This window comes from Bifidobacterium sp. WK012_4_13 (assembly GCF_041080835.1).
GTDB classification, from domain to species: Bacteria; Actinomycetota; Actinomycetes; order Actinomycetales; family Bifidobacteriaceae; genus Bombiscardovia; species Bombiscardovia fermentum.
In genome coordinates, this window is the sequence record NZ_CP129683.1 from 968,175 (window position 1) to 994,125 (window position 25,951).

The following is a 25,951-nucleotide window of genomic DNA, read 5'->3' on the forward strand; positions in this document are numbered from 1 at the left end:
CATACTGTGTGTCATGGATGGCATATCAGATCAGAAGGCGAAGCTACGCAGGGCGGTGCTGCATCGACGCCATGGGACTTCCCAGGAAATTCGTGATGCGTCCGGCAAGCGACTTGCCGACGCAGCCATCGATGCGGGGATCGTGCAGGCCAATGCGACAATCGCCTGCTTTGTCTCGATGGGCAGCGAGGTTCCCACCTCTGCGCTGCTCGACCACTTCCTTGACATCCACGCGCAGATACTCGTGCCTCGGTTGGGCAGCGGACTTGATATGGGATGGAGCCGTTACTCAGGTGCCGCAGGTCTGGTGGACATGGGCGGGCATCGCCCGGCGGAACCCACCGATAGGACACTCCCTGCGGATGCCCTCGCACAGGCATCCACCATCTTCGTTGCCGCCCTTGCCGTCGACCGGCTTGGCAATCGTCTGGGACGCGGAGCTGGCTGGTATGACAAGGCTCTGCGATACCGCAATCAGGAATCCCGAATCATCGCGATTTGCTGGCCCTGGGAATTTTCGGACAGGCCTGTCCCCCATTCATCATTCGATGTCAGGGTCGATGGCGTTCTCACTCCCAGGTCCTTCACGCCGATAGACAAGCTTCAAGACGCAAGACCGTACGCAGTGCAATAATACGGTCTGGAGCATTCGGAAGGGATCATGCGTCCGGATGCAGTCGTCTATTATTGGTGCCTAGTCGTCGATGTCATGAGAATCAGTGGAGGAAGACCTTGCCTACCTATCATTACCGTTGCAGGAACTGTCAATACGATTTCACGGAGCAGCAGTCGTTCAACGACGATCCGATCACCGTCTGCCCTCGTTGCGGTGAGGCTCAGGTTAGAAAGATCTTCTCGGCAGTGCCCATCGAATTCAAGGGCCATGGCTTCTATCGGACCGATTCCTCGTCGCATTCAGGATCTTCCTCCAAGTGATCTGCGTGCGATCTCGGTCCGCTCGCCGTTTCCAAGGCGACAGGGGACGGAATCCGAGATCGCGCCGACTCCATGCCGTGAGGCGGCGGTCCCCTGTGAAAGGCGCATGACAGGCGCTGGATCATTGCTGCCGGTCCATTCTTGTTGAATCATTGCTACGCGCATATGTTTCGACAATGCACGGCCACATTCGACCACATTCTCGGAAAAAGCGTGCGCAGTGCCATACCAGTGTCCACAATGATGGCATGTTCGATTTATTCCGCTCACATTCATATGGCTCCCGATGGCAATCTCGCTCTTCATACGATTCGCTCCAGCGAAGGCGTCTGCAGGCTCATCTCAGACATCTTCTGATAGTCCTGCTTTCAGGGCTGACCGTGTTCGCGGTCTGCCAGTCAATCGTCCAAGGCTTGCAACGTCAGATTCAGGTCGTCGTCGCGGCACGCAACGTCGCACGTGGGGCGACTCTTCGTGCAGAGGATCTCGGTATCGTGAAGGTCCCGGACTCTGCGATGACGCCTCACTTCATTCTCAGCATCGGGGCGGCGGAAGGCAGACAGTCGCAGACGGAATTGAAGACGGGGCAGCCACTCGTTGACGGTTCGATTAAGGATTCACCTGGCATCGCGTCCGGACGCACCTCGATTCAGATCAGACTCGCCAGCGTCCCCGCTCAGATCGCCACCGGCGATTCGGTAAGGCTTGTGTCCTCAGGCACATGTTCAAGCCGGTCTACAACCGAGGATGCACAGCATGAAGGCAACGATCTGAATGGGCTGGACGAATCCTCATCAAATGACGAGTCTAACTCGGTTTTAGAGCCACTCTGCGTATTGGCCGACGAAGCTCAGGTGCTTCAGATTGCAGAGAAATCAAATGAAACCTTGCTTAACTCAATAACATCGAATCGCGAGGAAGAGACGGCTGTAATATTTTGTGTATCTCCTGAGGAAGCAATGGCAATTCTTCGCCAGCAGGAGCAGGCTCCTATCCTTGCAGTAAGCGACTGATGTAGACTCGGATGCGGAGCGAGAGGCCGGATAAGGCCGAACTTCGAAGAGATTAGTTAAGGAGCAGGAATGTCATCACTTTCAGAGAACGGGAAAAGAATGAGCTCAAAGACCATGCAGGCCACGCATCAGCTGGCCGCGCTCACCGACAAAGGGCCGATAGGTGGCTTCAAGAAATTCATCTCTCGCGGCTCGATGATAGACATGGCAGTCGGTGTCGTCATGGGCGGCGCTGTCACCGCAGTCGTGAATGCAATCGTCAAATCGTTCATCACGCCTCTTATCGGCATGATCTTCGGCAAGCCGGATCTATCCAACCTTCTGACGATCACCTATAACAACGCGACGATCTCCTTCGGAGCCATCATCGGTGAAATCATCAACTTCCTGATTGTGGCCATGGCAGTCTACTTCTGCATCATCCTGCCAATCAACAAGCTTCGCGACATGACCAGGGCCGTCGCAGGCGTTGAAGAGGCGAAGCCCGCCGAACCATCGCCGGAAGAGCAGTCGGTCGCATTGCTCCAGGAGATCCGCGATCAGCTCAGGCAGCAGAATGCCGATATGAAGTAATCATTCCTTCTCGGCGCTGAAGACTCCCCAGTGGGGAGGCAATTCGCCAAGGATGCGCGCATCATCATCCGCATCCTTGGCTTTTTTTGTCTGCATGTCTCCAGCCTCCAGCTTGACGCCATCTGCATCAAAGCGCTCGGTGCCCCTCAGCACGACCCGACGATGACGTCGCTTGGAACGTCCTGCAGCTTGGTCTCCCTCTGACTCATCGTTCATTCGCTGTCTCCATACACTTCTGCCAACTGGCTGACGATACGGTCGACTTCCTTATCGGGATTCACGAATGCGGCAACGCTCCATATGGTTATCACCGACCACCCAAGCATCTGCAGATTCTCATGTATGAAGCGATGACGCTGCCTCGTCGAACGGATCCGCATGTAATCCGCATTGTCCGTCAAAACTGCGAGCGCGAAAGGCTTGCCCTTCACTCCGACGACAAGCGGAATGCGAGCGCCCTGATCGTGACCATAGTATTGGGCTACTTCAAGGCCACGCTTGCGAATTCGCTCTGCCAGGTCGTCGAGCAGCATGTCCTGCGCCGAGGCTTCATGCTCGCCCGGCTCATGGGTCTCGGCCCCAAGATGCTCCGCCCATTGCAGCACCACCTTCAGGAAGCGCGGACCAGGCTGATGAATTCGTTCATCTTCCATGTCTTCGGAGCCGAACGCAGAGATGATGTCAAGGTTTCTTGACGAGAGCGCCAGTGCATCAAGCAGCATGCCCTTGCCCGCCTCGCCTTCGAGTTCGCCGAATTGCTGCAGCAATCTTCCATGTGCGGTTTTCGCGAAACCGAATGAGATGATCACGTCGCCAGATTGAGCTCCTGCGATTTCGTCAATCCCAATGATGCGAACATGACGAAGGAACTTGGCAAAGTTGGGATCCTTGATCGCGCAGGACTTCAGCTCAGCTCCCAGACGTGCACGGTGGGTGGGTGAGAGAGTCACGACCGTAAGCACATACGAAGCCGGAACGATCGTGAACGAACGCGCCCTGTGACGAAGTTCCGAAACGACGGCGTCAATCTCCTGCTGACTTGACTCCACCAGCCCAGTTGCCATGACCGGGACGCCCGTGGCCTCGATGCGTGTGTATCTGACGGAACCCTGTGCCGTTGGGCACACGCCATCGGGAGTCGACGAACCGTATCCCTGCGCCCTGAGGAAGATCGACACGTCTTGCGGTCTGCGATCCGGAGTGCTTGCAATGTTGACGCATGGGAGCACAGAGATCAGCCGTCTGACGGAATTCGACGTGACCGTCTCGCGGTGGGCAAGCACGACGATCTGTCTTGCACGCTTCGCAATGCTGAGCAACTCGATCGACGGCATATGCGCCGCGGCATCGACGATTGCGATGTCGGCAAGCTGGTCGGTGCCGGTCAATGCGGCCAAGGTCGCCGGTGTGGCGACGAAGACAGGCTTTGCGGCAGCGATCAGCCGCGGGAAGTCTCTATGCAGAAGGTCTATGCCGACGCGCTGATGGCCAGAAAGCCTTGTATGAAGCTGATTGGCCTCTTGTGTATGAGCAAAGAGCAGTTCTGAAAGTCGTTTGGTGAGCTCCTGATTCAGCATCGCTCCCACGCTGCGAACATGCTCGGTGTCAATCTGCACAAAACGATCGGAAGCGTTTGACAGCGCCGATCCATCTTGATTCGAAATCATCTCCGAAGATCGAACGATATCCTCGAACACCGTTGTCCACCATGCCAGCTGCAGTTCAGCCCGGACAGCCTTCGAGGCAATGCGCCTTGCGTGCAGGTCGTGCACCAGTCCTCCCAGACCGACCTTGTCGAAGTCCTCTTCAAGGCGGAAGCGTTCCGGCAGCGTCTCCAGGGCAAGATGGTCGTTGAACAGTGCCTTCAGTCGTTCCTCAAGATTATTCAAGGTCACCGATTCAAGCTCGGCACCCTGGGGCGTGGTGGCAAGAACCGTATTCAGTGCGGTCAGATCGTTCGAAAGCGAATCCTGCGTCTCCACGATTTGGTCAAGCCGCGAAGGCAATACGGGCCAGCCGCCATGAGGGACAAAGATGCGCCACTGCTCTGACTGCCTTGCGACGACCAACAGTGCGTCATGGAGGTTGTCCACCTGAGCTCCCACGCGAAGCAGGCCCTTGGCCTCCTTTGCATGTCTTCTGCGTTCCCAGAAGCCCATCGAGGTTCCGTTCGACTTGCGCTCCGCCTTTGACTTGGTGGCCTCGATCATGGAGGCGATGTCCCGTTCGAAGATCTCGGGCTGGAAGATGTCGAGAACCCTGCGAAGATTCTTGAGAACGGTGACCTGACTCTCCCAGTCATGAGCCGTCGCAGGAACGGGGAATCCACAGGTCTGCACGGTGTTGGCCACCTGCTGGCGAATTGCAGGCAACGTTCTTTCAAGGAGTCTGACCACTCGCTGATACGCATCCACCGCATCGTTCTCAGAACTGATGGAAGCCTTGTACCACACCGTATCGTCAGGGCCGATGGTGAATTCACCGATGTCTGCGGCACGCTCGAGAAGAGACGCCCACTTGTCGATATGAGGACCGATTGCACGCGCCGCGTTGATGTCAAGACGCACTCGGGTTGTCGGATGCGTCGGCAACGCTGCAATATGCGCAAGGTTCTGAATCGTCTGATAGGCGGAAACGCCCCAACGCTCATTCACGCCATGCAAATCGCCCAGATAGCGCGTCAGACGCGAACGCACGCCGACCAGCTCGTCGGCGAGCTGGTTGAAATGCGATCCAGCCGTGCCCTGCTGATACCCGACTGCGTCGATGAGCTGCCGATCGATCTGCGTGTTGGTGGAGCCATCGGCAACGTCGAGCATCACATCTTCCATGTCGTTGGCTCGCATGACCTGCGAGAATCTGCGCTTCTGCTCGGCAACGCTGGGGACATAGAGCACCGTACGGCCATTCATGATGCAGCGGGAGGCGACCGCTGCGGCGTGCAGGGCGGTGTTCTTGTCGGAGCTTTCATTCATGAAGATGGAGCGTCCAGATGCCACCATGTGCGCCGCGAAGCGGACATGGTTGTCGACATCAGCGATTTCAAGCTCGTCATGAGGATCCGCATCGAACGGACTGAAATCAGCCATCGGCTGATTCTTCAGCAATTCGACGGCATCGTGGTCACCTGCGATCGCATCGAGAATGGCATTCCCCGAAGCCCCGCGGGACAGCTCGTCGATTATATTCTGGCTTTCGTTCAGCAGAAGCGTGGAAGGCTCCACAAGACATCCAAGAATGATCTCATGGTCAATCGTGAAATCGGCGATCTCACCATTGGTTTCCGTTTCGATCAGGTTGAACAAGGCGCTGGTCTCTGCGGTTCCACCTTGGAAATTTGCCTCGCTGAACAACCGTTTGGCATTGAGGTCGACGCCATGGTCTCTCAGTGCCGAAATCAATGCGGCATTCATCTCGACCGGACCGGTGAGTCGGATCGTCATTTTCGGACGAGCGCCCTGTGGGGCTTCGATCGTGACCGGATACAGCAGAACCGGCATGGAGCTTCCAAGCCATGTGGCGACGCCCACTACCATGGAGAGCTCGGCACACCCACTCAGCCGATTCTTCGCAGTCTGGTCTTCGATCACCCGGCCCATGCGCTTAATTGCAGCACGAAGCACCCCATTGTCGCGGAAGAGCGAGTCCAGATGCGTCTGCCCGCCAGCGAAGAGCTGTGCGATGCCGGATGGATGAGCATGCGTAAGCTCCAACCGCGCTGCCAACTGGGTGATGTCCTCCAGAGGCGTCTGTCCGACCTTGCTCTGATACTCCCGTCTCCACGCGCGAAGCGAATCGAGAACATTCGTCTCTCTTCCACGCGTTTCATGTTCGGATACATTGGCCGATTCTTCACTCATTGTTGCTCACTTCCGCGTTGCCTCGAGATACTCCTGATAGCCTGTGTTGGATTGGAGCGCGACATCTACATCATGGTTGCCCTGCGCGGCCAGCCATGTATAGAGATCGTCATACAAAGACGTATTCATGGCGAGGAAGGGCAGCAATTCGGAATGCCTCGCCATGTCGAACTGCTTCGTGAAATCATGGCTCGTGCGCGCATCGTCCGATGTGAAGCCGTCTACCTCTACGATGTGCTGCTTCTTCGAAAATTCTCCCTTGGAGACCTTTTCGAACACAGAACCAGGCTCGAATACCGGTTTGAACGCACCTTCGTTTGATTCTGGCTGGCCGTCCCGTGCGGTCCCATCAGTCTGGGAGACCCGCTGCGCGTCGTCATCGAGTTGCGCCGAAGCCAAGGGGGTGAACACGGTCTGCGACGATGCGTCCCCAGACGATGCACCCTCTCCGTGGCTGACAGACGAAGCACCCGTGGCAATATGCCCCGTATCGCCTTCAGGGTTCCTCTGCATCTCTTCGCCAGGACTTTTCTGAGCGTCATCCTCGATATGCAGAGCATCGGAAAGCGCATCCTCGAACAGATCGCGCTGTCCGGATTCATCGCTCTCTCCCGGAGCGACCGATGCCGGGTCCTTGGCGGATTGCCGTGCTTCGACAGCCTTCTCAGTCTTTTCGGCACTTTCAGCATTCGCGGAATCCACGGCGCTGCGATCGACTTGCGATGCGTCAGTTCCAGATGCGTCAGTCACAGATGCGTCCGCAACCTTCGATTCACGACGCTCGGGTTCGGCACCGTCGCGGTCGTGGGCATTCGCCTCGCCAAGCACCGCGTCATGCAATTGGGTTATTCTGCTGCGAACGGAACTCGCGTCGAACGCGCTCGTCGGCTCACCAGCGCGCAAGTCAAGAATGTCATCAACCGACATGTCTGCGGCATCCGGTTCCACCGGTCCGTTATCACTGGCATATGAGAAAAGATCCGAGACATCGCCGGACCTTCGGCCCTTGGGATCGTGCTGTGGCTGAATGTCCTGACGCTTGAACGTTGCAGGGACATCGCCGAACTGGAGCGTCATCTCATTTCGTGGAAGCGGAAAGTCCTGATCGAGCGGAACGCGGACGAGTCCTCCGTCAGCTCGAACGATATATGTGCCGTTCGTTGAATGCAGGTCCCTGATGGTGGCGGAGCCTGAAGCGGCCACGACAAAGACGGCATGCCTCTTTGACATGGAACGGGTCTCGTCGGGAACATCAAGGCGGGTCTTCCCCTCATCTGGAAGAGGTCGTAGCGGTTTGCGGCCAATTTCAATGCTTTCGCCCGAGTTCACAATCACGTCAGCCATATTCTTGACGCTGACGATCCATTGATGAGTCGGTCGCTGTTCAACACTCACGACTGTCGTCCTCCTTACGATAAAGCCCGTATCACATGCCCATAAGCCATGGTTACCCATCCATTGTGTCATGAATGGGCAATAAAAACTTACAAACTACCGCGATTCTCTCACAATCAGTGAATTCGTATGGCTGAATCGCCCTTCAGCCGGTGCAGAATGAAGCGTTGGAACGGCATGGTAACCAAGAATGAGAGGACATCGGAGACGGATTGGGCCATCTGTACGCCCAACACGCCAAATACATGCGGCAGAATCAGCACCGTCGGTGCCAGAAACAGCCCAAGACGGCACAGTGCGAGAAACGAAGCGATGCCTGTCATTCCCATGGTCTGCTGCATCATATTAGACATCATGTTGAATCCGTTCAAGGCGCAGGTGAAGCATTGGATGCGCAACGCGAATGCGCCCACCGCGATAACGGCGGGATCGGATCGGAACACTGCGATGAGATGCGGCGCCGCGATGAACAGCGCCACGGCAAATACGGCCAGCAAGGCCGTGGAAATGCGTATGCAGAACCAATACCCCCGCCGTACCCGAGCGAACAGACCCGCACCGTAATTGTATCCGCAGACTGGCTGGAACCCTTGGCCGAGACCCACAATCACCGAGTTGATGAACAGCATGATTCTCATCACAATCGCCATTGCGGCGATCGCCGCATCCCCAAAGGGATTCGCGGCAAGATTGACGCATGTCACTGCAATCGAACTCGCTCCCTGACGGACGAGGGAGGGCAGCCCGCCTCCAAGAATCTCTCTGATCAGCAGCACGCTGGGCTTGAAACTATGAAACGAGAGACGGATGACCGAATGTCTGCGGCTCATATATAGAAGAATGCAGAAGCTCACAGTCTGGCAGATCGCCGTTGCAAGCCCCGCCCCAAGAATGCCCATCTTTAGGACGAAAATCAGATATGGAGCCAACGCCAGGTTGAGCAGTGCCCCAGATACCAGGCCGACCATGGCGAACGCGGATTGGCCCTGATACCGAAGCAGGCCGTTCATGGTAAACGAAGCGCATACGAACGGTGCGGCACACAGCAATGGTGTGAGATATTCGATTGCGTAGGGTGCGATGGTCTCGGTCGAGCCAAGCATCACGACCAGCGGCCGCAACGTCGCAAGTCCAAGAACTGCGATGAGAGCACCGCTGAACACCGAGCCGAAGAAGCCGATGGAAAGAAGCTTCGACGCTCGCTCCTCATTGTGCTTTCCAAGCTCTCTCGCAAGGGTGTTGCCTGAACCATTGCCGAAGAAGAAACCGACTGCCTGCAGGATCGTCATGACGGAGAAGGCAATGCCAATCGCCCCTGACTGTGCGGTTCCAAGCCTTCCGATGAAGAAAGTGTCGACGAGGTTGTAAGCCATGGTGACGAGATTCGAAATGACCGCCGGAAGGCTGAGTCTCAGGATCAGTCCCTCCACCGGCCGCTGCGTCATCTGACGATACTTGGCGTCGGCTCTCGCATGGCTGACCTGTTCCTGATGCATGTTCCTCATGTGCGAGACGCTCACCATCGCTCATTCCCTAGATTCATACCATTTCCCGAAACATGCTATCGCACAGCCTGAAAATCAAGAAGAACCTTGCTCTCTCAACATCTGCGGCAGAAGCTGGCATTGAAGCCTGCACACGGATGCATCCTATGGAAGGCGTGTTTCAGAGAAGCGATCTGCCACCCATGAGTATGACAAAGCCTGCCAGCGGAGCTGGCAGGCTTTGTGCAATGAGAAATGCGCGAGAACTACTTGAGTTCCACGGTTGCGCCAGCCTCTTCGAGAGCTGCCTTCGCCTTCTCGGCATCTTCCTTCTTGGCCTTCTCGAGAACAGCCTTGGGAGCTGAATCGACAAGTCCCTTTGCATCGGCGAGACCGAGGCTGGTCAGGGCGCGGACGGCCTTGATGACCTGGATCTTCTTGTCGCCAACGGCGGAGAGGACGACATCGAACTCAGTCTGCTCTTCTTCTGCAGGTGCAGCGGCACCGGCAGCAGGAGCAGCAGCAGCTGCGACTGGAGCAGCGGCTTCGACATCGAACTCGTCCTCGAACTTCTTGACGAAGTCAGAGAGTTCAACGAGGGTCATTTCCTTGAAAGCTTCAAGGAGCTCATCGGATGAGAGCTTAGCCATAATGGCTTCCTTTCATTTGCGGTGGTCACTATGTGAGTCTGCTTGTGCAGACAACCCACCAAACATCTTGTTTTTTCCTTGCATTGATCGAGCGGCATGAGCCACAGGATCAGGCGGCCTTTTCCTGCTTTTCGCGAAGCGCGTCGATCGTGCGAACAGCCTTGGTAGGCAGTGCGACAAACGCGAATGCGGCCTTGGCCATCGTGCCCTTCAGCGCGCCAGCCATCTTGGAAAGCAGAACCTCGCGGGATTCGAGATCCGCAAGCTTCTGGACGCCCTCATCGTCATAGACAGTTCCATCTGCGAAACCGCCCTTGACAACGAGCTGCTTGTTTGCCTTGGTGAAGTCGCGAAGTGTCTTCGCAGCCTGGACGTAATCGCCCGAGACGAAAGTGATGGCGGTCGGGCCTGAGATATAATCATCCAGTCCTTCGATGCCAGCTTCCTTAGCTGCAATGCGAGCCAACGTATTCTTCGCCACGGTATAGGAAGTATCGCGGCCTAGTTTGTCGCGCAGGTCTGCGATCTGCGGGACACTGAGCCCGCGGTACTCGGTGAGAAGAATCGCGTCGGAATTACGGAATTTACCCGTAAGCTCCGCGACCACCTCTTCCTTTTCGGGCCTTTTCATGGCGTTCCTTCCTATGCGGCCACTGGAAGGTGAATGTGAATGCCGAGTCATCAAGAGCAATAAAAAAGCTCTGCGCGCAGGCAGAGCATCAACTTCTGAAAGATGCCTTGAACGATTCCGTTCTCGGCAGGCCCTTCAGGCTTCAATCTCAACCTACGCTGGCTTGGCAGCCATATTTCACGCAATCTTACGATCACGACCAGCGGTCTGTGGTTTTACAACTTTTCCAGACTACACCCAAGATATCCAATTCGACAAATCAGATGTTCCGGCGTGTATCACCTGCCACATGACTCTGAAGTGGCCGGGCAGACTCACATTCTCTGGATTATACGAATGACCTGGGTGGCGGCGGTATCCGCAAATTCAGAGATGTCAAAGTCCTTGAATGACTCATATTCAGTGTCGGCATTGTCACTCAACGCTCGAATGACCAGTGCGGGGACATGGTTGCGGGCGGCCACATGGCAGACCGCCGCGCCTTCCATCTCTACGGCGTCGGCGCCTGTGGCGCGTGAGATCTGCTGGATCTTCTCAGCCGTGTCCACGAAGTAGTTGCCTGAGGCGATGATGCCGGTGATGTGCTTCGTGCCCATCTGCGAAAGCACCTCGTCGGCTATGGCAAGCAGCGCCGCATCAGAGTGAAATTCATGCTGCTTCGGAGCGAACTGGGCGATGAGGCGCATATCGGAATCGATGTATCGCAGTGTGCCACCCAGGACCACGTCATTGATATGGAGCGCAGGATTGAGATTGCCCGCTATGCCAGAGAAAATAACCGCGTCCGGCTGATACGCGTCCAGCAGATACTGGGTCGTCGAAGCGGCGTTCACCGTTCCCATGCCGCCAACGGTTGCCGCCACGCGAATCTTCTCGCCGGATTCCGATGCGATGCTGCCTTCGACAACATCCAGGCTTGCTCGTTGGGATTCGACATTGTGGGAGGCATCCGACAGCGAACGCGCGATAAGACTGACCTCTTCGTTCAATGCTCCGATGACGGCTATCGTTCTCATATATGCTCCTTGTCTGACTTTACGAATCGGAGTTTAACACCTCACATATAATTGCCGCCCCAATCAGGAGCGGCAAGGCGTCTGCGACGACGAGGCCTGAGGTCACATACGATACGTCAGACTGGAGTGGAGGCGACCTTTCGAGGCTGCACGTGCATCGTGCGCCTCAATCGCTTCAATCGCTTCACGAAGACGTCCATCGGTTCCGACAGGCATCGCTCAATAGAGCGAAGGCTGATAGTCAAAGATTCCCATCAGAAGATTCATGACGATGACGAGGATCGAAACGATGACGCCCACCACTGCGAAGACGTATGTCGCCCTTGACCTCTCCTCGCCCTTGTCCTGAATCAGGATTCCGACCACGGAAAGCACCAGTCCGACAGTGCCGAACGGACTGACGAATCTGCTGTATTGCCAGACGACGACGAACAGACCGATCAGTGCAAGGATGAATCCGGCAATCGCGAATCCCTTCGCGGCACTTTTGCCTTGGTTGAGATTCACGTTCTGTGGGTATGGATAGCCAGCGGCATTCATCGGCGCCATGTTGGGCTGACGGTTGTATGGCTGTGCGTTCGGCTGATTCATCATCGGCGATGGAGCACCTGTCCGGTTGAAGTTCGGACCTGGTGCATTGAACTGCTGGCCATTGGGCTGAGGCGTCGCATCCTTCGGCCGTTCGTTGGGGGTATCCATCGATGCCGCATGCATGCTGACCGGCCGATCCGGGGCGTCGCCGTTCTCGTATGGTGAATTCTGCTGTGTCATGATTCTCCTTCCAACACTGTTTTCGGCTCACCGCACAGTCACGTATGATGAGGTGCGCCGTACTCTGCCATGGTTATGGCTGCGACACGGAATTCCTTGGTCCGCTCTCATGCGATCAACGACGGAGGGCGGAACCTCCCAACGGATTCCATATTCACCGACCATGTCTGCACCTTCAATCCCGGGCGTCTGTCGGATGCCGTCGGAAACGAGTTCCGTGCCTGCTCTGAATTGTCCCTTCGCAGTCCATTCTATCGGAAAATCGATGGTTTATCTTGAACCTGGAGTCGCCTCGCCCATGATGGCAGCCCTTTCCATGGAAGGAGGCACGGAATGAGCAAGATTCATGATTCACATGAATTTTTCAGTCTATGCCATGCAAGCGCGAAGATGCAGGCTGCATCATAGTTATCAGGCCCCGCTGGTTTTCTTCCATTTCTCTCTCCATTGCGGGGCCTTCCCCTTGATATTGCGGGGCCTTCCCCTTGATTGACTGATTGTCAGAAGCACAGGTCCGATTCGATGCCTCCGACGTAGGTCTGCGAACGTATCGTGCACGGTCTGCGAATGGCGTCGTCGTTGGCTTCCGCTCGAACGACAGCCCAGCTATCATTGCTGGGAACAGGGATCAATCCTTGATGAAAGGACAGTACATGACTGTGCGCGAAGATCATCCACCGGTTATTCTTCATGCCTCCGACAACCCTCTCGACGTCGGACGGGGTCTGCGCCTGTGCCGACAGATACTCGAAGATCCGAAGTGTTCGAATCGTGTGCTTCTCGTGATAAACCATCACGCCATAACGGCGGCACCCGATCTGAGCAATGAGGACATCCCCAGTGGCGTAAGCGTCTATGCATGTGAGACGGCCTTGAAGCATCATTCGATATCCCCTGAGTCGCTTGCATCGGCGATTCGGACCGTGCCTTCAGGCATTGTCTTCCTTGCCGAGCAGCAGCGCTCCAAGGCATGGTACATTCGGCTCTAGAATTGCCGCAGGTCACATCCGTTGAAACCCGCCCGGGCGGTTCGTCAGGCTCTGCGAGAGTTCATCCAACATGCGGGAGGGGAATCTCGATATGCGATGGATTCCGAATGCACTTACACTGCTGAGATGTCTCTGTGCGGCATTGCTTCCATTGCTTGGCGTGGAGTCAATCGCCTTCATCGTGGTTTATGTCACCGCAGGCGTCACCGATGCGCTTGATGGGTTCCTGGCACGCAGGTGGCGAACGGCGACGAGATTCGGATCATCGTTCGACAGCCTTGCTGACATGCTTTTTACTCTGACGCTTCTCTACGTGCTCATGACTTTCCTCCATTGGCCAAGCTGGTTGACGATCTGGATAGTCATCCTTGCGATGCTGAAAGTCATGACGCTCATCATTGGATGGCTGCGCTACCGTCAGGTCGCCTTCCTGCACACGGTGCTGAACAAGCTCTCGGGCCTTGTCATATTCGTTGCTCCGATGTTCATAATCCAGACAAGGGCTGCAACGACAGGCATCGTGGCAGGCATCGTTGCATGCGTCGTTGCATGCACCATCGCCTCAATCGCCTCGCTTGAAGAGCTGACAATCACCATCGCCTCACCCAAGCTTCATCCTGACATTCGCTCTCTGGTAAGCCTTGGATCCGTCTCGGGAAAGGAATCCGACAGCAAACCCCTACCTCGCGAGTGAAGCGAGCGCCATACGAGCTGCCATGCAGGAATCGGAGGTGCCCCGACCTCGATAGCCGCGTCGATATCCATCACCGTCTCCGCCGATTCTGCGACTTGATGCTGTCGTCGATACGCTCACGTACTTGCCGCAGCTGTTCCGCCAGCATGTCGAGCGTGTGCTCTGTCAGCGCTCCGTTCGCGTCCGCAGTGCGAAGGTCACTGCGGATGTCCTGTCTGAAGGATTGCAGCAGCTCCTCGGCTTTGCGAATCCGTTCGTCCGATGTCGCATGCATGAATTTCGAACTCTCACGAGCCCTTGCAAAACCTGCCCTTGATGCGAAAGGACCTGTGGAAGTACCGTCTGCACGTGGATTGGTCGTCGAATTCATCGCAGCGTCCAGATCATCACGAAGGGAGCTCATGGATCGACGCATGTCGCTGCGCAGCTCGTCTGCGAGACGACGAACCGAAGATTCTATGTCACATTCCAATTCGGCAGTGTCATCCTTGCGCCTGGCCAGTTCAGCACGGCCAGCATCGGTGATGGAGTATACGGTCTTTCGTCCTTCCTCGGTTCTGGCGATCAGACCCTCCTCGGTCAGCTTTGCCAGACGGGGATAGACTGTTCCAGTGCTCGGGACGTAGGCTCCAGCGAAGCGCTGCTCTATCGCCTGAATCAGTTCATAACCGTGTTTAGGAGACTCATCCAGCAATGTCAGGAGATAGAGTCTCATCTGGCCATGGGCAAAAACCGGCCCGTTCACTGATGCTCACCAACTTTCTCTCCGCGCACCGGTTCATCGTCTTCCCGTCTGACAACTCTCAGCTTGCCCGAAACGGAACCCATGCCCACGCTCAGCGGAGAACCATCGTATGGCCCGTCTTCGTATTTGAATCCTTTGCTCATGGAAGTCTTGTATGTCTGACCACCGACCTGGACTCTTCCGCTGATCGAGTTCACGTCGCACCGGAGTCTGACCTGCGAAGCCAGACGTATCGATGCATTGCCTGATACTGAGTTGAAATCGATGGATGTCGGTGCTCCGAATGCGTCGAGATACAGGTCACCGCTGACGCTGTCCACCTTGACTCGTTCGCAGTCAGCGCTGAGCACGACGTCTCCGCTGACCGTGTTCGCGTCCACGCTGCCGTGATGATTGCGCGCCTCGACCTTTCCGCTGACATTGTCAAGGTGCAGATGCCCCGAGAGCCCGTCAGAGAGCACCGTGCCGCTCACCGTTTCGATCTTTGCGCCATGGGACAGTCCGCTGACCAGAGTGTCGCCACGCACGGCTGCAAGACGAAGCGCCACCTTTCTCGGAACGAGCAGACTGACGTCAGCGTTGATGTGTCCGTATTCCCTGAACCAGCTCTTGCCAAAGAGATGGACGTTCCATCGTCCTCTCACACTGGGATGGCTGATGCTGAGCTTCCCGCCGTCGAGCCGTATGTCGACCGATTCGGAACGGACGTTGGCGATCTCAAGCCTTGCACGGGGACTGTCATTGCCAATGACGTCCACACGACCGCAGACCAGTTCAATGATTACCGAATCAAGATCCTCGAAATCAAATGTCTTGCTCTGACCAGGCTCTACGACCCATTGCTCACGCTGCGAATCATCCATATCCATCATCGTCGTCCTTTCACGATATATCGCGTTTATGAACAGCGTAACACGATATATCGCGTTTGGCCACTCGGCGCCTCGTGTGTTTGGCACTGCGCATGCCCAGGCTGTGCTCCACCGCCGTGGGCATCACGCCAAGCTAAGTTTGGAACAATCCATCATCACGATTCAAAGGAACGCATGGCAGCGCTGGATGGTCCTGCTCATAATCAACTTCAAGACTCGAGCGCCGAAACCCCACCATCGACATGGATGATCTGTCCGGTGAGAAATCCACATTCCATGGCAAAAACATAGGCGCTGGCAACCTCAGTCACCGTGGCCACTCGTTTCAGCGGTACGCTCATGGCCACTCTTCTCTCTGTCTGCGCCAAATCCTCGGCATCCATACCCCGCCATAGTCCAGTTGGCGTCCAAGATGGTGCGATGGCGTTGACCCTCAAGCCAGGCGCCAGTTCAACTGCCAGCCCCCGCACCAGTAGATCGACCGACATGTTGCCGACTATCGCGCCCGAAGCATCGTAAGGATGTCCACCCGATCCCGATGTCAAGGTGATGCTGCCTCCCTGAGACATATGAGGAGCAAGCGCCTTGGATATGATGAGGGAGGCGAGGAACTTATCGTTCACGGCCTTGACGATGTCATCGACCGGATTGTCGATGAAGCCTCCGCCCATCGCCCCACCCAGCATGGAAACGGCATGATCGAACGGTCCATGCGATTGAAGAAACGACTCGAACTGCGTTGAGTCTGTGGCATCAAGCGTGGTGACGGACGCATGGACACCGTCGGGGAATGACTCTCTCATCTGAACGACATGGGATTCGGTCTTTCCTATCACGCATGGCTTGGCGCCGCATCTCGCAACCTGGAGGGCAACTTCCTTGCCGAAGCCCGAAGTGCCGCCGATTATCAGAATTCTCGAACCGCTCAAGGTGGATGTTTTCCCCGTCATCAGACGCCCGCTTTCATCGCAATCATATATGGAATATCGTAAATCACGAGGATCATGGTATCTCGAAAGGAATGATATCCGATCAAAGCCCTGGATGGAACCGTCTGCTCCGATATCATCACCGACACCGATGGCACCAACACACACGGATGGTGATCTGCCACAGAGTCATGCAAAGAATGCACCTCTTTCCCCAGCACAAATATCGCACAGACTGCCATTGACCATGAGGAAAGTGAATGGCATGGGCATGGGCAGATACATGCCTGCGATATGTCAGACCTGAGAAACGCCTTGGCCTGGAACAAACCCATATTCAATCAGAAGTATTCCATGAGTTATTGGAATTTCGGCGATGCGCTTCACAGAATTTACTCAGTCAGCGTTAATATTTCTCCCAGGCATTGAAATCTGCAGCGGAGACCGCCAAGGCGATCACTGCCGGATGCCACGGGGACATGACGGAACTTCAGCAAGTGAAGAAAAATAGAGAATAGAGAAGAGGGGCGTCGCATGCAGCGTATGCGAGGAGCATTATTATCGTTCATAACGATCGTGACCATGATTGCAGCCACCTTGGCGCCAACGCCGGGTTCGCAATTCGGTGTGAGTCAGGCGCAGGCGACGCAGACCCAGAAGGCTTCGTCAGCATTGGCAGGCCTCAAGGTCAGTCCCGCTGCTTCAATGAACGGATATTCGCGAAGCCAGTTTGGGCCAGCCTGGGAAGACATCGACGGCAATGGCTGCGACACACGAAACGACATTCTCAAGCGCGACTTGAAGAACGTCACATATCTGGATGCCGGGAAGTGCAAAGTCGGGACAGGGATGCTGAACGACCCATACACGGGGAAGACCATCGACTTCGTAAGCGGCGCCACAACATCGTCGGACGTGCAGATCGACCACGTAGTCGCACTTGGCGATGCATGGACGACTGGAGCGCAAGGCTTAGGAGAGCAGGAAAGGGAGGATCTGGCCAATGATCCCCTCAATCTGCTCGCAGTCGATGGATCAGCGAACCAGTCGAAGGGCGATAGAGATGCATCGCAGTGGTTGCCGTCCTATGCGAAATCTGACTGCTCATACGTAGCCAGGCAGATAACCGTAAAACAGAGATACGGACTTTGGATCACCAACAGCGAGAAGCAGTCCATGGCTCAGGTGCTCGCCTCATGCCCGAACGAACCGACTGCGACTGCAGGCAGTCTGAGCATCTCCACGTCAGCGCCTACCCCGTCTCTTACATACCGCACGCATGTGCAGACATACGGATGGCAGGGATGGGTCAAGGACGGACAGATCTCAGGAACCACAGGCAAGTCCAAACGACTTGAGGCCATCAACATCAAGGTTTCAGATAGAGTTCCAGCCACCTCCGGTGAAATACAATACCGTACTCACGTCCAGACTTACGGATGGCAGGGATGGGTAAGCACCGGCGCAATGTCCGGGACATCCGGAAAGGCCAAGCGTCTCGAAGCCATCAGCATCCGGCTCACCGGCAATCTCGCCTCTGCATACGACGTGTATTACCACGTTCACGCGCAGCATTTCGGATGGCTGGGCTGGGCAAGAGACGGTGCCGACGCAGGAACCACAGGATACTCATACAGGCTCGAAGCCATTCAGATAGAGCTGATTCCCAAAGGGAGCGCCGCACCGGGAAGCACGGCAGACTCTTTCAGACAGGCGCCGAAGAAAGCCACTCCTGCCAAGACCACGAAACCAACGCAAGCTTCCAAGCCCGCTAAACCAAGGCAACCTTCCAAACCCGCCGCATCGCTGCCAATCAAAAAGTCAGGGGCCTTCTGCAAAGCAGCCGAAAAAGGAACCAAGGCGCAGACAAGCACTGGTGTCAAACTCACCTGCACCACGATCTCAACGGACAACAGACTGCGATGGAGGCACTAGCTGAGATCTTGTAACCGTGCAATCCGGATGGCCACGCCAAGAGGTGAGGTCGCCCGCATTGCACGGTTACGTTTCTGATTCCGTAGATTCCGTAGATTCCGTAGATTCTGATGAATGCGCATCGATTTCCACGGGTGCATCGAATCGCCGTGCTCAATATAATCGTTCTGTTCGTTGCGCTTGTTGGCTTGAATCGTTGGAATGCCTTCGATTCCGACTCTTGCGGCTTCTGTACTCACTGCCCGGTTGATCCAAGTGGAGGTTTCATCAAGACTCATTATTTGAACCCTTTGCAAACTTAAAACGGTACTCATTTGATAATGTCCGAAAAATAGGCATTGATGTAGACGGATTCCACCACGAGTGGCATTGACGCGACTGTGAACGCTCTCGAGATGGGTCCGTTCCCTATCCTCCGAAAGTATCGGGCGATACCGAAAAAGACTACTACCCTGATACCGAAGCGTGACTTTCACATCGACTGCTCGATGACCTATGGTGACATGCGACGCTACACGGATGCGCTCGATGTCACCATATGCAGCGATATCCTCCCAGGAGATCAAGGAAATCTAGGGTGAATACTGCGAACGATCACCATCGATCGCAGCTATATCCAGAAGCGCTGCATGCTGGTTCATAAGCTATTCCACTGGGCGTATTTCGATAGCTCATGCTCACCGCTCGCCCCTGCAAGGGCAGAGAACCGAGCCAGATGGTTCACCACGTAGTTGCTCATGCCATCGAAACGACTGGACCCCGTTGATATGGGGTATCAAGGCGACGCAACCTCATCGCCAATGAAGTGAACGTCACGCTTCAAGTGCTCAGAGACTACAAGAAACTGATACTTGATCGCAGGCAATACATCTGACTGTTTGTATGAGGTCACTGTCGTGGGACTTCTGTGTCATCTAGTTTATGCTCGATGCGTTCCAGCTGTCGCTTAACTTCCTCGAGCTCCTCACGCGTAATATTTACGTCTGTCTTCTCTTCTGCGCTGACCTCGTCAACGATCCAGGAAGCCAGGGTGGCGGTCACAACACCTATTAGCGCTATGCCACCGAGCATCAGCACAAAAGCTATCAACCGCCCAGTCGATGTCACCGGAGAGTAATCGCCATAACCAACTGTGGTGATTGTAACGAATGCCCACCATAATGCCTGCCCGAACGTCTTGATTGACGCCCCTGGAGCATAACGCTCAGCATCCAGCACAGCCAACGCACCAATGAATACAGTCAATGTCACAGATGCCCCCACATACATGGTGATCCGCCCCCGCAGCGCCATGCCGCTCGTTCGGTGCAAAGCACTCAATGCCGTTAACACTCGGAGCACACGCAGCGGACGCACCATCGGCAGCAACACAATCAAGAGATCAAACAAATGATGTTTGAACCACTCCCACTTCTTCTCCGCCAGCCAGAGAGACACTAGGTAATCCAACCCAAACACGACCCACAGTATGTTCATGGAAAGCTCCGCAGCACCATTCCATGCACCAGTGGGCTGCACGAGAATCTGCCACGCATACACAATTAGAAATACTATCGAGAGAAAAGTCAGTGGCCACTCGGTGGCGGCATTCCACTTCTTTAAAGTCATACTGAGCACCTTGGTCACGTACACGGACAAAAACCTTGACCGCCGGCAATCCGCCTGAGAAATAAGGTATTTCACATAATTTACACAGCCAGAGTTATTATTCCTCTCAGGCATTGATGCCTTCTGGGGGATGGAAAAGGGGAAATCATGGGCTGGCGTTTTCGAAAGAGCATTGGCGGGAAGTATTTCAGAGTCAATCTGGGCAAGCACGGGGTGACCAGCGCCACATTTGGCAAGCGTGGCATGCCCCATGTAACAGTAGGTAAGGGTGGCACAAGAGTGGGTGCAAGCGTTCCCGGAACCGGTCTCTACTATTCTCAACGAATCGACAACGCAACAACTACGCAGCTCCCAATCATCACCCCGCCTCAGCAAACGCCAGTACAAACAGCTGTATTGCCCCCCAACGTTCCACCAACCCAGCCATCTACGTCACCTGATGGTCATAAGTCTCCATGGTCGAAGCTGGTGATTGCATCATTCATCCTGGGCCTAATAGGGTTGGCGTTCTCATTCACACCGGCCGCGGCAGTCGGAGCGCTGGCCGGTGTCATAGGATTCTTCCTAGGCCTCGCAGGCCTAGTCGTTATAGCCATCAGAAAAAGGCGAAGAAGTCTCCTTACGGCGAGCCTCTCCATCCTCCTCTCTCTCATCACTTTCATCGCCGGAGCAGCTAATACACCAGAAACCACACCAACTGCAAGTCCTTCCGTCTCCACCAGCAGTGACACTGCTTCGCAATCAGCCAAAACGGCAGCGTCGGCCACAGCATCGGCATCGAGGGCAGCCGAAGCGAAGAAACAAGCAGATGAAGCTGCGGCAAAGCTCGCCGATGCCAAAGCCAAGCTGACCGACAAGATCAATGATGCTCGCACGCTGCTTGACTCATCGAACAACAACGTAGCCGACCTTCAAACCCGTGTCGCCCTAACAGATGCCATCGATGCAGCGAGCGCCATCAACTCTGCGGATCCCCAAATATATACGGATGCAGTCACTCCATTGGAACAAACAATGGATGCAGTGAACGCCAGCGTCGAACAGAAAAAACAGGACGACGCAGCAGCCGCAGCACAAAAAGCCGCAGAGCAACAGGCCGCAGCCAAGAAAGCGGCCGACGCTGCCGCCGCTAAACAGGCCGCCGACGCTGCCGCGGCAAAGAAAGCCTCAGAGCAGAAAGCGGCAGCAGATGCCGCAGCAGCACAGAAAGCCCAGCAGCAACAGCAACAGAATCAAAACTCTATGGGTACCGCACACGGTGGCGCATTCTGCTCTCCTGAAGGAGCACAGGCCAGATCGGATCGAAGCTCCAATATCCTCACTTGTCGAGTTGCGGCCGATGGAAGACTTCGCTGGAAGCTATGACGCACGGCACATCCCACTTCGACGAAGCTTGTTTACTCGACAACCTGTACACTCAACACCGACTTTCCTGTGATATCCGCAAACACCTTCGTGTTTCAGAGGGTGTATCCGGCTGTGGCGTTGATGTCGACGTGGCCGATGGGGTTTTGTAGAGTCTTCGGATGCTCCGGCTATGGCGCTTGGGTAGCGAAGTAGTGTCTGACACTTCGGATGGCAACCTTCACCTGTTTCGCCTTTTTCAATGCCCTTTACAAACGTCGGAGTTCCAGGGTTTTGGTGATTGGCTGACCCTTGCGAATGAACATAAGATCCTTATCAAGAATCTCATGATCGGTCACTCGCTTTGGTAGGTGATTCCATAGGGCTTTGCTGGTGGGCTCGATGGGCTCGCTCCTCTTAGCGACTTGCTTAAGTAGTCGTCGATATGCCCTTGGTGATGGGGCCTGCCAAGGTTATGGCCGCATGACCCTGATCTTGGCACAGCGCTGGGATTGTGGCACACATGGATTGCAGGCGTTTCTTCGGCCTCGACCAGGTCGGAAGGAGTAAGGATGAAACGCCCCAAAGCCTCATGCCGTCAACTTCTCTGGTGGCGGCATCGATCTCGGATCCGTAGGTTTCACTGACCTGTGACTTGACGTTGTTGCCTAACTGCTTGAGTCATCGCTACTTTCGTGTTACAGGTGTGGGAATCTGCGTGGAGAACAGGGTGACCTCGGTCTGCTGGATGATGAACCTGGCTCCGAGGTTCTTGAGTGCGGCTGTCTTAGTACTGCTATAGAAGGGGTTGGGGATGATTAATTTGCATGTGTACCGAGTGCAGTCCTGAGCGAGCCATCCACTTCCCTATCCTCGTGATCGGGATGGTTTCGTGATTGTGCCAGTCATGACGATGCTCCTTCCGTGGCAGTCAGAGGTAACTCGGTAGGTCACTCTAAGGTGTCCCAGATAGAGAGGCGGCGTACAGAATCTTGCATCGGCATGGTTGCCCCGGCTATAAAAGAAAAAACTAGAAGCCTTGCGCACATTGAGTTCTTAGCATTTGGAACTGTGGAGCGGGCGACGGGAATCGAACCCGCGTAATCAGTTTGGAAGACTGATTACAACACCACACCGATAACTCTAAAATATACTCAAATCTTCACAGGTAGGGACTAAGTAGGGACTGTGTTCTCCAATGTCACACCGACAACACCGAACGCCTCAAAGCAATGGAAACCCTCGACTCATCGTTGAATCTCGCACAAATCGAATGGAGGAAGTGAACGTACCTGTTTATTCAATTAATTAGTTCAATGAGCTCTAGCAGAACCAAGGTTCTGGCTCTCTAGACTTATATGCAGTTTGATCCGGTGGATGTATCACAACCATAGGAATATGATGTTGTCACGTTTGACTTCCTCGACATTGTTCATTGAATCAATGCCGAAATCGAGAACGAAAGTTATTAGTCTCAAAACGCAAAGGAGCATGAGAAATGGGCAGAAGCAAACCGGTTGACCTGGGCGAAAAACACTTCGCGACAACAACAGAAGCAAAAACTTTTTTTAGTGAAATAGTGAATGAGGCCAAGAGTCAAGGAACACTACCAAAGGTAATTGCAGATGAAGAACAAAACAGAATTCTGGAAGCTCTACTTGATACAAAAGCAGACGCTCTAAATAAAATTGGTGAAGGCTTGGACTATTTTTTTGTCGATTACGTAATAAAGCATCCAGATCCCATTGCCAAACATCCAACACGTAAGGATGCCGTCGCTATTTTCATTAAGCGCACAGATGGAGACGTCATGGACTTCGGCATACCCGGAGCACTTGATAATTACGGCAAAAATCCGCAGCTTATCCAAAAAGCCGAAGTGAAAGCAGCCTTGCGCAACGCAATTGAACCAGATCGCCAAAAGCTCAGACAGGAAGCATTCGAAGATGCTGAAGAAGTAATATGCCCCAGAACTGGATTTAGAATGACCAATTTCCATCAAGCAAGGGTTATTAATGTATCTCCTTCATGGGGGGATCTCACTAGCGATTTTGTTGCAACTGTCGGAGGTTGGGATGCAATTGAGCTATCTGTTGACTCTGATAGTATCCAGCACGGCAAAAGACTCAGCGATACCAGCATTGAGCTGAAATGGATTGAATATTGGAAGAAAAACAGTAACCCAATAATCTGTGCACGTATTGAGTGACCACAGCTGTACTCACAAGATCCAGGAGTAACTACCGCCATTTCCGGTCGAGCGCTCGCAGGACGTGTATGGGTGCCCGTATTTGATGGTGTGGATATCAGACTTGATCTCCTGACATCAGGGGGGGCGACACGCTGATTGAATTGCTGCCATTATGCGGAAAGCCTGAATCCCTGGTATTGAGTTTTGTCTTCCCACCACATACAATTTAGGTACAGGCAAATTTGCGCTGTATATCAGAGGGTCCGAATTAACGTTTAAGCGTCATGTGATGGCGTCGGCCTCTGAGGAATGAGCCGCCACGATAGGCGGCTCATTTGCGTTACAAGGAGACCGGTTGAATATTTTTGCTTACGCTGACGAAAGCGGAGTGTTTGATCACGTGCACAACGACTATTTCGTGTTTGGTGGTCTCCTATTTATCAGCAAAGAACAAAAGGACGTGGCCGGGCGTAGATACATATCCGCCGAACGAGACCTCAGAAAGGCCGGTGCCGCTGCAGGCCATCAAGAGATGAAGGCCATCTACCTGTCCAACGGCCACAAAGCCTCGTTGTTCAGAGCAATGAACCCCTACGTCCGATTTGGGGTTGTGGTGAGGCAAGCTTATGTGCTCGAAGCAATCTTTGACAACAAGAAGAGCAAACAACGCTATCTTGATTATGTCTTCAAGATAGGCATGAAACGAACCATGCAACACATGATGGCCGATGGCCTGTTCCAAGCCGAGGATGTTGATTCTATTTACGTGTCAATGGATGAGCACTCCACTGCGACCGATGGTCTATACGAAATGAGACAAGGCCTAGAGGCAGAATTCAAATACGGTACTTTCAATTCCACTTATCAGAAACACTTTCCCCCGCTTTTCCCGCAAATGAAAAACGTCGAGTTCGTTCTTCGTGATTCATGCCAGGACCCCCTGATAAGGGCAGCCGATATAACAGCAAATCGCCTGTATTATTCCGTAGTGCATAAACGACCGGAGATGGCAAAACATATATTTATCGTCAACCAGCCATAGACACTTCATTTGAACGCAAAAATAGCCCCGCCCCCGGCGTGATGCCGGGAGCGGGGCTGAGTGGCACCGGCCGAAGCCGGGGTGTGGTTCATTTGGATGTATCCAAGAAGCGACTAGTCGTCCATCGTTAACTCTCCCTGTACTGCCCCATGTTTCGGGTATGCACGGTCGAGGAGTCGGGTAAATTCAGACCATGAGCCCGAAGCTCTCATAAGAGTGATAACGGAACCGATCATCTTTTCAAGATGCTTGTTACCAATATCTTCGGTGAGGAACTGATGGTGATGATGTTTTCTGTGCCCATCAGCACCGGAAGGGTTCTTTTTCTTAAGACTTTCAAGTACTCCACTCGGGAGCCTGTCGTAGACGATATCATTCGCGATTTTCCCGACAACCCTGGGTTTCTTCCCTCCTGCGCCCAGATTTATGTAATCCCAGCCCTTGAGCTTAAACATCTGGGAATAGAACTCGTCGGGGAATCGCTTCGCCCATGGCTGGAGCTCTTCGGAGATATATTTACTCAGCAAAAGCTCAAGCTCGTTGTGCTGTCTTACCGACTGATACCCGGTAGCCTCATCCACCAGAGCCACCACGCCAATCTTAGCCAAGGCAGCCATCAGTATCTCAGCCTGTAGAGCGATATGCTCCTGTGAAGGCAGGAGCGCGTGGTCCCTTCGCGCTTTCAGAAACACATCGCATATTTCAGGAAGGGATGTCGCGTCGATACCGTAGGCTCCGAATCCCCCCTGGCCCTTTGCTCTCCATATGCGGCGGTCAACAAGCTTGCGTTCTAATGCCGCGGAAATGTATGGCTTCAGATTCCCCGCCGAAACATAGACGGGTAGCTTGTTGCCCTCTTTCTGCCGAATCCAGTGCGATCCGCCTCTTTTGTTTCCCAGCGCTGCACTGACCTGCCGCTCGGACAACAGCCGTGTGCCGTCCTTCATGACGCCGCACGGTATATCAATCCCCTCCGCAAGGTGCAACTCGCCACCGTATTCGGCCGTTTCGCCTTTTTCTCTCTCTGCCATATATCCTCATTTCTTTATCAAAATTGATTCATTTATATCATGAAAGAGGAGATTAAGCTAGGCACCATATAGAAACGTTGAAACAGCAATGAATAATCAACACCAACCCTTGCAAAATCGATATATCGGCACCTTATGATTTGTTGATATTACAGTGTTTTGGAAATCATATGTGAAGAAAATGAGTAGCAACTGCTTTATCAAAGATACATACGTATTGGCCAATTTATCCACAAGCAGCC

At 54.4% G+C, this 25,951-nt stretch carries 24 protein-coding genes; 10 read left to right on the forward strand and 14 right to left on the reverse strand.

The window, feature by feature from the left end; all coding sequences use genetic code 11:
- Positions 1-13: 13 nt before the first annotated feature.
- The 4 genes from QN062_RS03830 (at position 14) to mscL (ending at position 2,522) form a co-directional block, all read left to right on the forward strand.
- Positions 14-634 (forward strand): 5-formyltetrahydrofolate cyclo-ligase, encoded by a 621-nt coding sequence (locus tag QN062_RS03830; RefSeq protein WP_369342272.1) that lies wholly within the window; start codon positions 14-16, stop codon positions 632-634.
- A gap of 98 nt (positions 635-732) precedes the next feature.
- On the forward strand, positions 733-936 hold the full coding sequence (locus QN062_RS03835; protein WP_369342273.1) for an FmdB family zinc ribbon protein: 204 nt from the start codon (positions 733-735) through the stop codon (positions 934-936).
- A gap of 248 nt (positions 937-1,184) precedes the next feature.
- On the forward strand, positions 1,185-1,949 hold the full coding sequence (locus QN062_RS03840; RefSeq protein WP_369342274.1) for an SAF domain-containing protein: 765 nt from the start codon (positions 1,185-1,187) through the stop codon (positions 1,947-1,949).
- Positions 1,950-2,048: 99 nt separating this feature from the next.
- Positions 2,049-2,522, forward strand: coding sequence for a large conductance mechanosensitive channel protein MscL (gene mscL / locus QN062_RS03845; RefSeq protein WP_394854737.1), 474 nt, complete (start codon positions 2,049-2,051; stop codon positions 2,520-2,522).
- Here mscL and QN062_RS03850 read toward each other — a convergent pair whose 3' ends face one another.
- From QN062_RS03850 to QN062_RS03885, 8 genes are all read right to left on the reverse strand, one after another.
- Positions 2,523-2,738 (reverse strand): hypothetical protein, encoded by a 216-nt coding sequence (locus QN062_RS03850; protein ID WP_369342276.1) that lies wholly within the window; start codon positions 2,736-2,738, stop codon positions 2,523-2,525. It abuts the gene before it with no gap.
- Positions 2,735-6,382: a helicase gene (locus QN062_RS03855; protein WP_369342277.1), complete on the reverse strand. Its 3,648-nt coding sequence runs from the start codon at positions 6,380-6,382 to the stop codon at positions 2,735-2,737. The genes QN062_RS03850 and QN062_RS03855 overlap by 4 nt, the downstream gene beginning before the upstream one ends.
- Before the next feature lie 6 nt (positions 6,383-6,388).
- On the reverse strand, positions 6,389-7,777 hold the full coding sequence (locus QN062_RS03860; RefSeq protein WP_369342278.1) for an FHA domain-containing protein: 1,389 nt from the start codon (positions 7,775-7,777) through the stop codon (positions 6,389-6,391).
- Positions 7,778-7,893: 116 nt separating this feature from the next.
- Positions 7,894-9,273, reverse strand: coding sequence for an MATE family efflux transporter (locus QN062_RS03865; RefSeq protein ID WP_369342539.1), 1,380 nt, complete (start codon positions 9,271-9,273; stop codon positions 7,894-7,896).
- Between the two features lie 254 nt (positions 9,274-9,527).
- A complete protein-coding gene (rplL, locus tag QN062_RS03870; RefSeq protein WP_369342279.1) occupies positions 9,528-9,911 on the reverse strand; it encodes a 50S ribosomal protein L7/L12 in 384 nt (127 codons plus the stop codon).
- Positions 9,912-10,020: 109 nt separating this feature from the next.
- Positions 10,021-10,542, reverse strand: a complete 522-nt coding sequence (rplJ, locus tag QN062_RS03875) for a 50S ribosomal protein L10 (protein ID WP_369342280.1) — start codon at positions 10,540-10,542, stop codon at positions 10,021-10,023.
- Positions 10,543-10,856: 314 nt separating this feature from the next.
- A complete protein-coding gene (gene mtnN / locus QN062_RS03880) occupies positions 10,857-11,558 on the reverse strand; it encodes a 5'-methylthioadenosine/S-adenosylhomocysteine nucleosidase (protein WP_369342281.1) in 702 nt (233 codons plus the stop codon).
- Between the two features lie 219 nt (positions 11,559-11,777).
- Complete coding sequence (locus tag QN062_RS03885) at positions 11,778-12,329, reverse strand: hypothetical protein (RefSeq protein ID WP_369342282.1); 552 nt, start codon at positions 12,327-12,329, stop codon at positions 11,778-11,780.
- A 653-nt stretch (positions 12,330-12,982) separates the two neighbouring features.
- Between QN062_RS03885 and QN062_RS03890 the strand changes: the two genes are divergently transcribed.
- Together QN062_RS03890 and QN062_RS03895 are read left to right on the forward strand one after the other, a co-directional pair.
- Positions 12,983-13,318 carry a hypothetical protein gene (locus QN062_RS03890; RefSeq protein WP_369342283.1) on the forward strand — a complete coding sequence of 112 codons (336 nt, stop codon included), beginning with the start codon at positions 12,983-12,985 and terminating at the stop codon, positions 13,316-13,318.
- Between the two features lie 91 nt (positions 13,319-13,409).
- Positions 13,410-14,012 (forward strand): CDP-alcohol phosphatidyltransferase family protein, encoded by a 603-nt coding sequence (locus tag QN062_RS03895; protein ID WP_369342284.1) that lies wholly within the window; start codon positions 13,410-13,412, stop codon positions 14,010-14,012.
- A 70-nt stretch (positions 14,013-14,082) separates the two neighbouring features.
- Here the strand turns inward: QN062_RS03895 and QN062_RS03900 are convergent, their stop codons facing one another.
- The 3 genes from QN062_RS03900 to QN062_RS03910 all read right to left on the reverse strand — a co-directional run bounded on the left by QN062_RS03900 (position 14,083) and on the right by QN062_RS03910 (position 16,579).
- Positions 14,083-14,727, reverse strand: a complete 645-nt coding sequence (locus tag QN062_RS03900) for a helix-turn-helix transcriptional regulator (protein WP_369342285.1) — start codon at positions 14,725-14,727, stop codon at positions 14,083-14,085.
- A 26-nt stretch (positions 14,728-14,753) separates the two neighbouring features.
- Positions 14,754-15,629, reverse strand: coding sequence for a DUF4097 domain-containing protein (locus QN062_RS03905; RefSeq protein WP_369342286.1), 876 nt, complete (start codon positions 15,627-15,629; stop codon positions 14,754-14,756).
- A 209-nt stretch (positions 15,630-15,838) separates the two neighbouring features.
- Positions 15,839-16,579, reverse strand: a complete 741-nt coding sequence (locus QN062_RS03910) for an SDR family oxidoreductase (RefSeq protein WP_369342287.1) — start codon at positions 16,577-16,579, stop codon at positions 15,839-15,841.
- A gap of 513 nt (positions 16,580-17,092) precedes the next feature.
- Between QN062_RS03910 and QN062_RS03915 the strand changes: the two genes are divergently transcribed.
- Entirely contained in the window at positions 17,093-18,493 is a 1,401-nt protein-coding gene (locus QN062_RS03915) for a DUF1524 domain-containing protein (RefSeq protein WP_369342288.1), read from the forward strand.
- Here the strand turns inward: QN062_RS03915 and QN062_RS03920 are convergent.
- Together QN062_RS03920 and QN062_RS03925 are read right to left on the reverse strand one after the other, a co-directional pair.
- On the reverse strand, positions 18,490-18,771 hold the full coding sequence (locus QN062_RS03920; RefSeq protein ID WP_369342289.1) for a hypothetical protein: 282 nt from the start codon (positions 18,769-18,771) through the stop codon (positions 18,490-18,492). The two genes, QN062_RS03915 and QN062_RS03920, sit on opposite strands and share 4 nt — an antisense overlap.
- A gap of 610 nt (positions 18,772-19,381) precedes the next feature.
- Positions 19,382-20,101 carry an ion channel gene (locus QN062_RS03925; RefSeq protein ID WP_369342290.1) on the reverse strand — a complete coding sequence of 240 codons (720 nt, stop codon included), beginning with the start codon at positions 20,099-20,101 and terminating at the stop codon, positions 19,382-19,384.
- Positions 20,102-20,248: 147 nt separating this feature from the next.
- Between QN062_RS03925 and QN062_RS03930 the strand changes: the two genes are divergently transcribed.
- The 3 genes from QN062_RS03930 to QN062_RS03940 all read left to right on the forward strand — a co-directional run bounded on the left by QN062_RS03930 (position 20,249) and on the right by QN062_RS03940 (position 24,678).
- Positions 20,249-21,466: a DUF4236 domain-containing protein gene (locus QN062_RS03930; RefSeq protein WP_369342291.1), complete on the forward strand. Its 1,218-nt coding sequence runs from the start codon at positions 20,249-20,251 to the stop codon at positions 21,464-21,466.
- Between the two features lie 1,477 nt (positions 21,467-22,943).
- A complete protein-coding gene (locus tag QN062_RS03935; RefSeq protein ID WP_369342292.1) occupies positions 22,944-23,654 on the forward strand; it encodes a DUF3223 domain-containing protein in 711 nt (236 codons plus the stop codon).
- Between the two features lie 337 nt (positions 23,655-23,991).
- On the forward strand, positions 23,992-24,678 hold the full coding sequence (locus tag QN062_RS03940) for a DUF3800 domain-containing protein (RefSeq protein ID WP_369342293.1): 687 nt from the start codon (positions 23,992-23,994) through the stop codon (positions 24,676-24,678).
- A gap of 113 nt (positions 24,679-24,791) precedes the next feature.
- On the opposite strand, the gene QN062_RS03945 is transcribed toward QN062_RS03940, so the two are convergent.
- A complete protein-coding gene (locus QN062_RS03945) occupies positions 24,792-25,709 on the reverse strand; it encodes a P63C domain-containing protein (protein WP_369342294.1) in 918 nt (305 codons plus the stop codon).
- Between the last annotated feature and the right edge of the window lie 242 nt (positions 25,710-25,951).

Excerpts from the sequence above, each read along its gene's own strand:
- QN062_RS03830 (WP_369342272.1), top strand. The coding sequence starts at position 14 with ATGGATGGCATATCAGATCAGAAGGCGAAGCTACGCAGGGCGGTGCTG.
- QN062_RS03840 (WP_369342274.1), top strand. The coding sequence starts at position 1,185 with ATGTTCGATTTATTCCGCTCACATTCATATGGCTCCCGATGGCAATCT.
- mscL (WP_394854737.1), top strand. The coding sequence starts at position 2,049 with ATGAGCTCAAAGACCATGCAGGCCACGCATCAGCTGGCCGCGCTCACC.
- QN062_RS03850 (WP_369342276.1), bottom strand. The coding sequence starts at position 2,738 with ATGAACGATGAGTCAGAGGGAGACCAAGCTGCAGGACGTTCCAAGCGA.
- QN062_RS03855 (WP_369342277.1), bottom strand. The coding sequence starts at position 6,382 with ATGAGTGAAGAATCGGCCAATGTATCCGAACATGAAACGCGTGGAAGA.
- QN062_RS03865 (WP_369342539.1), bottom strand. The coding sequence starts at position 9,273 with ATGCATCAGGAACAGGTCAGCCATGCGAGAGCCGACGCCAAGTATCGT.
- rplL (WP_369342279.1), bottom strand. The coding sequence starts at position 9,911 with ATGGCTAAGCTCTCATCCGATGAGCTCCTTGAAGCTTTCAAGGAAATG.
- rplJ (WP_369342280.1), bottom strand. The coding sequence starts at position 10,542 with ATGAAAAGGCCCGAAAAGGAAGAGGTGGTCGCGGAGCTTACGGGTAAA.
- mtnN (WP_369342281.1), bottom strand. The coding sequence starts at position 11,558 with ATGAGAACGATAGCCGTCATCGGAGCATTGAACGAAGAGGTCAGTCTT.
- QN062_RS03885 (WP_369342282.1), bottom strand. The coding sequence starts at position 12,329 with ATGACACAGCAGAATTCACCATACGAGAACGGCGACGCCCCGGATCGG.
- QN062_RS03890 (WP_369342283.1), top strand. The coding sequence starts at position 12,983 with ATGACTGTGCGCGAAGATCATCCACCGGTTATTCTTCATGCCTCCGAC.
- QN062_RS03895 (WP_369342284.1), top strand. The coding sequence starts at position 13,410 with ATGCGATGGATTCCGAATGCACTTACACTGCTGAGATGTCTCTGTGCG.
- QN062_RS03900 (WP_369342285.1), bottom strand. The coding sequence starts at position 14,727 with ATGAGACTCTATCTCCTGACATTGCTGGATGAGTCTCCTAAACACGGT.
- QN062_RS03905 (WP_369342286.1), bottom strand. The coding sequence starts at position 15,629 with ATGATGGATATGGATGATTCGCAGCGTGAGCAATGGGTCGTAGAGCCT.
- QN062_RS03910 (WP_369342287.1), bottom strand. The coding sequence starts at position 16,579 with ATGACGGGGAAAACATCCACCTTGAGCGGTTCGAGAATTCTGATAATC.
- QN062_RS03915 (WP_369342288.1), top strand. The coding sequence starts at position 17,093 with ATGCAGCGTATGCGAGGAGCATTATTATCGTTCATAACGATCGTGACC.
- QN062_RS03920 (WP_369342289.1), bottom strand. The coding sequence starts at position 18,771 with ATGAGTCTTGATGAAACCTCCACTTGGATCAACCGGGCAGTGAGTACA.
- QN062_RS03925 (WP_369342290.1), bottom strand. The coding sequence starts at position 20,101 with ATGACTTTAAAGAAGTGGAATGCCGCCACCGAGTGGCCACTGACTTTT.
- QN062_RS03930 (WP_369342291.1), top strand. The coding sequence starts at position 20,249 with ATGGGCTGGCGTTTTCGAAAGAGCATTGGCGGGAAGTATTTCAGAGTC.
- QN062_RS03935 (WP_369342292.1), top strand. The coding sequence starts at position 22,944 with ATGGGCAGAAGCAAACCGGTTGACCTGGGCGAAAAACACTTCGCGACA.
- QN062_RS03945 (WP_369342294.1), bottom strand. The coding sequence starts at position 25,709 with ATGGCAGAGAGAGAAAAAGGCGAAACGGCCGAATACGGTGGCGAGTTG.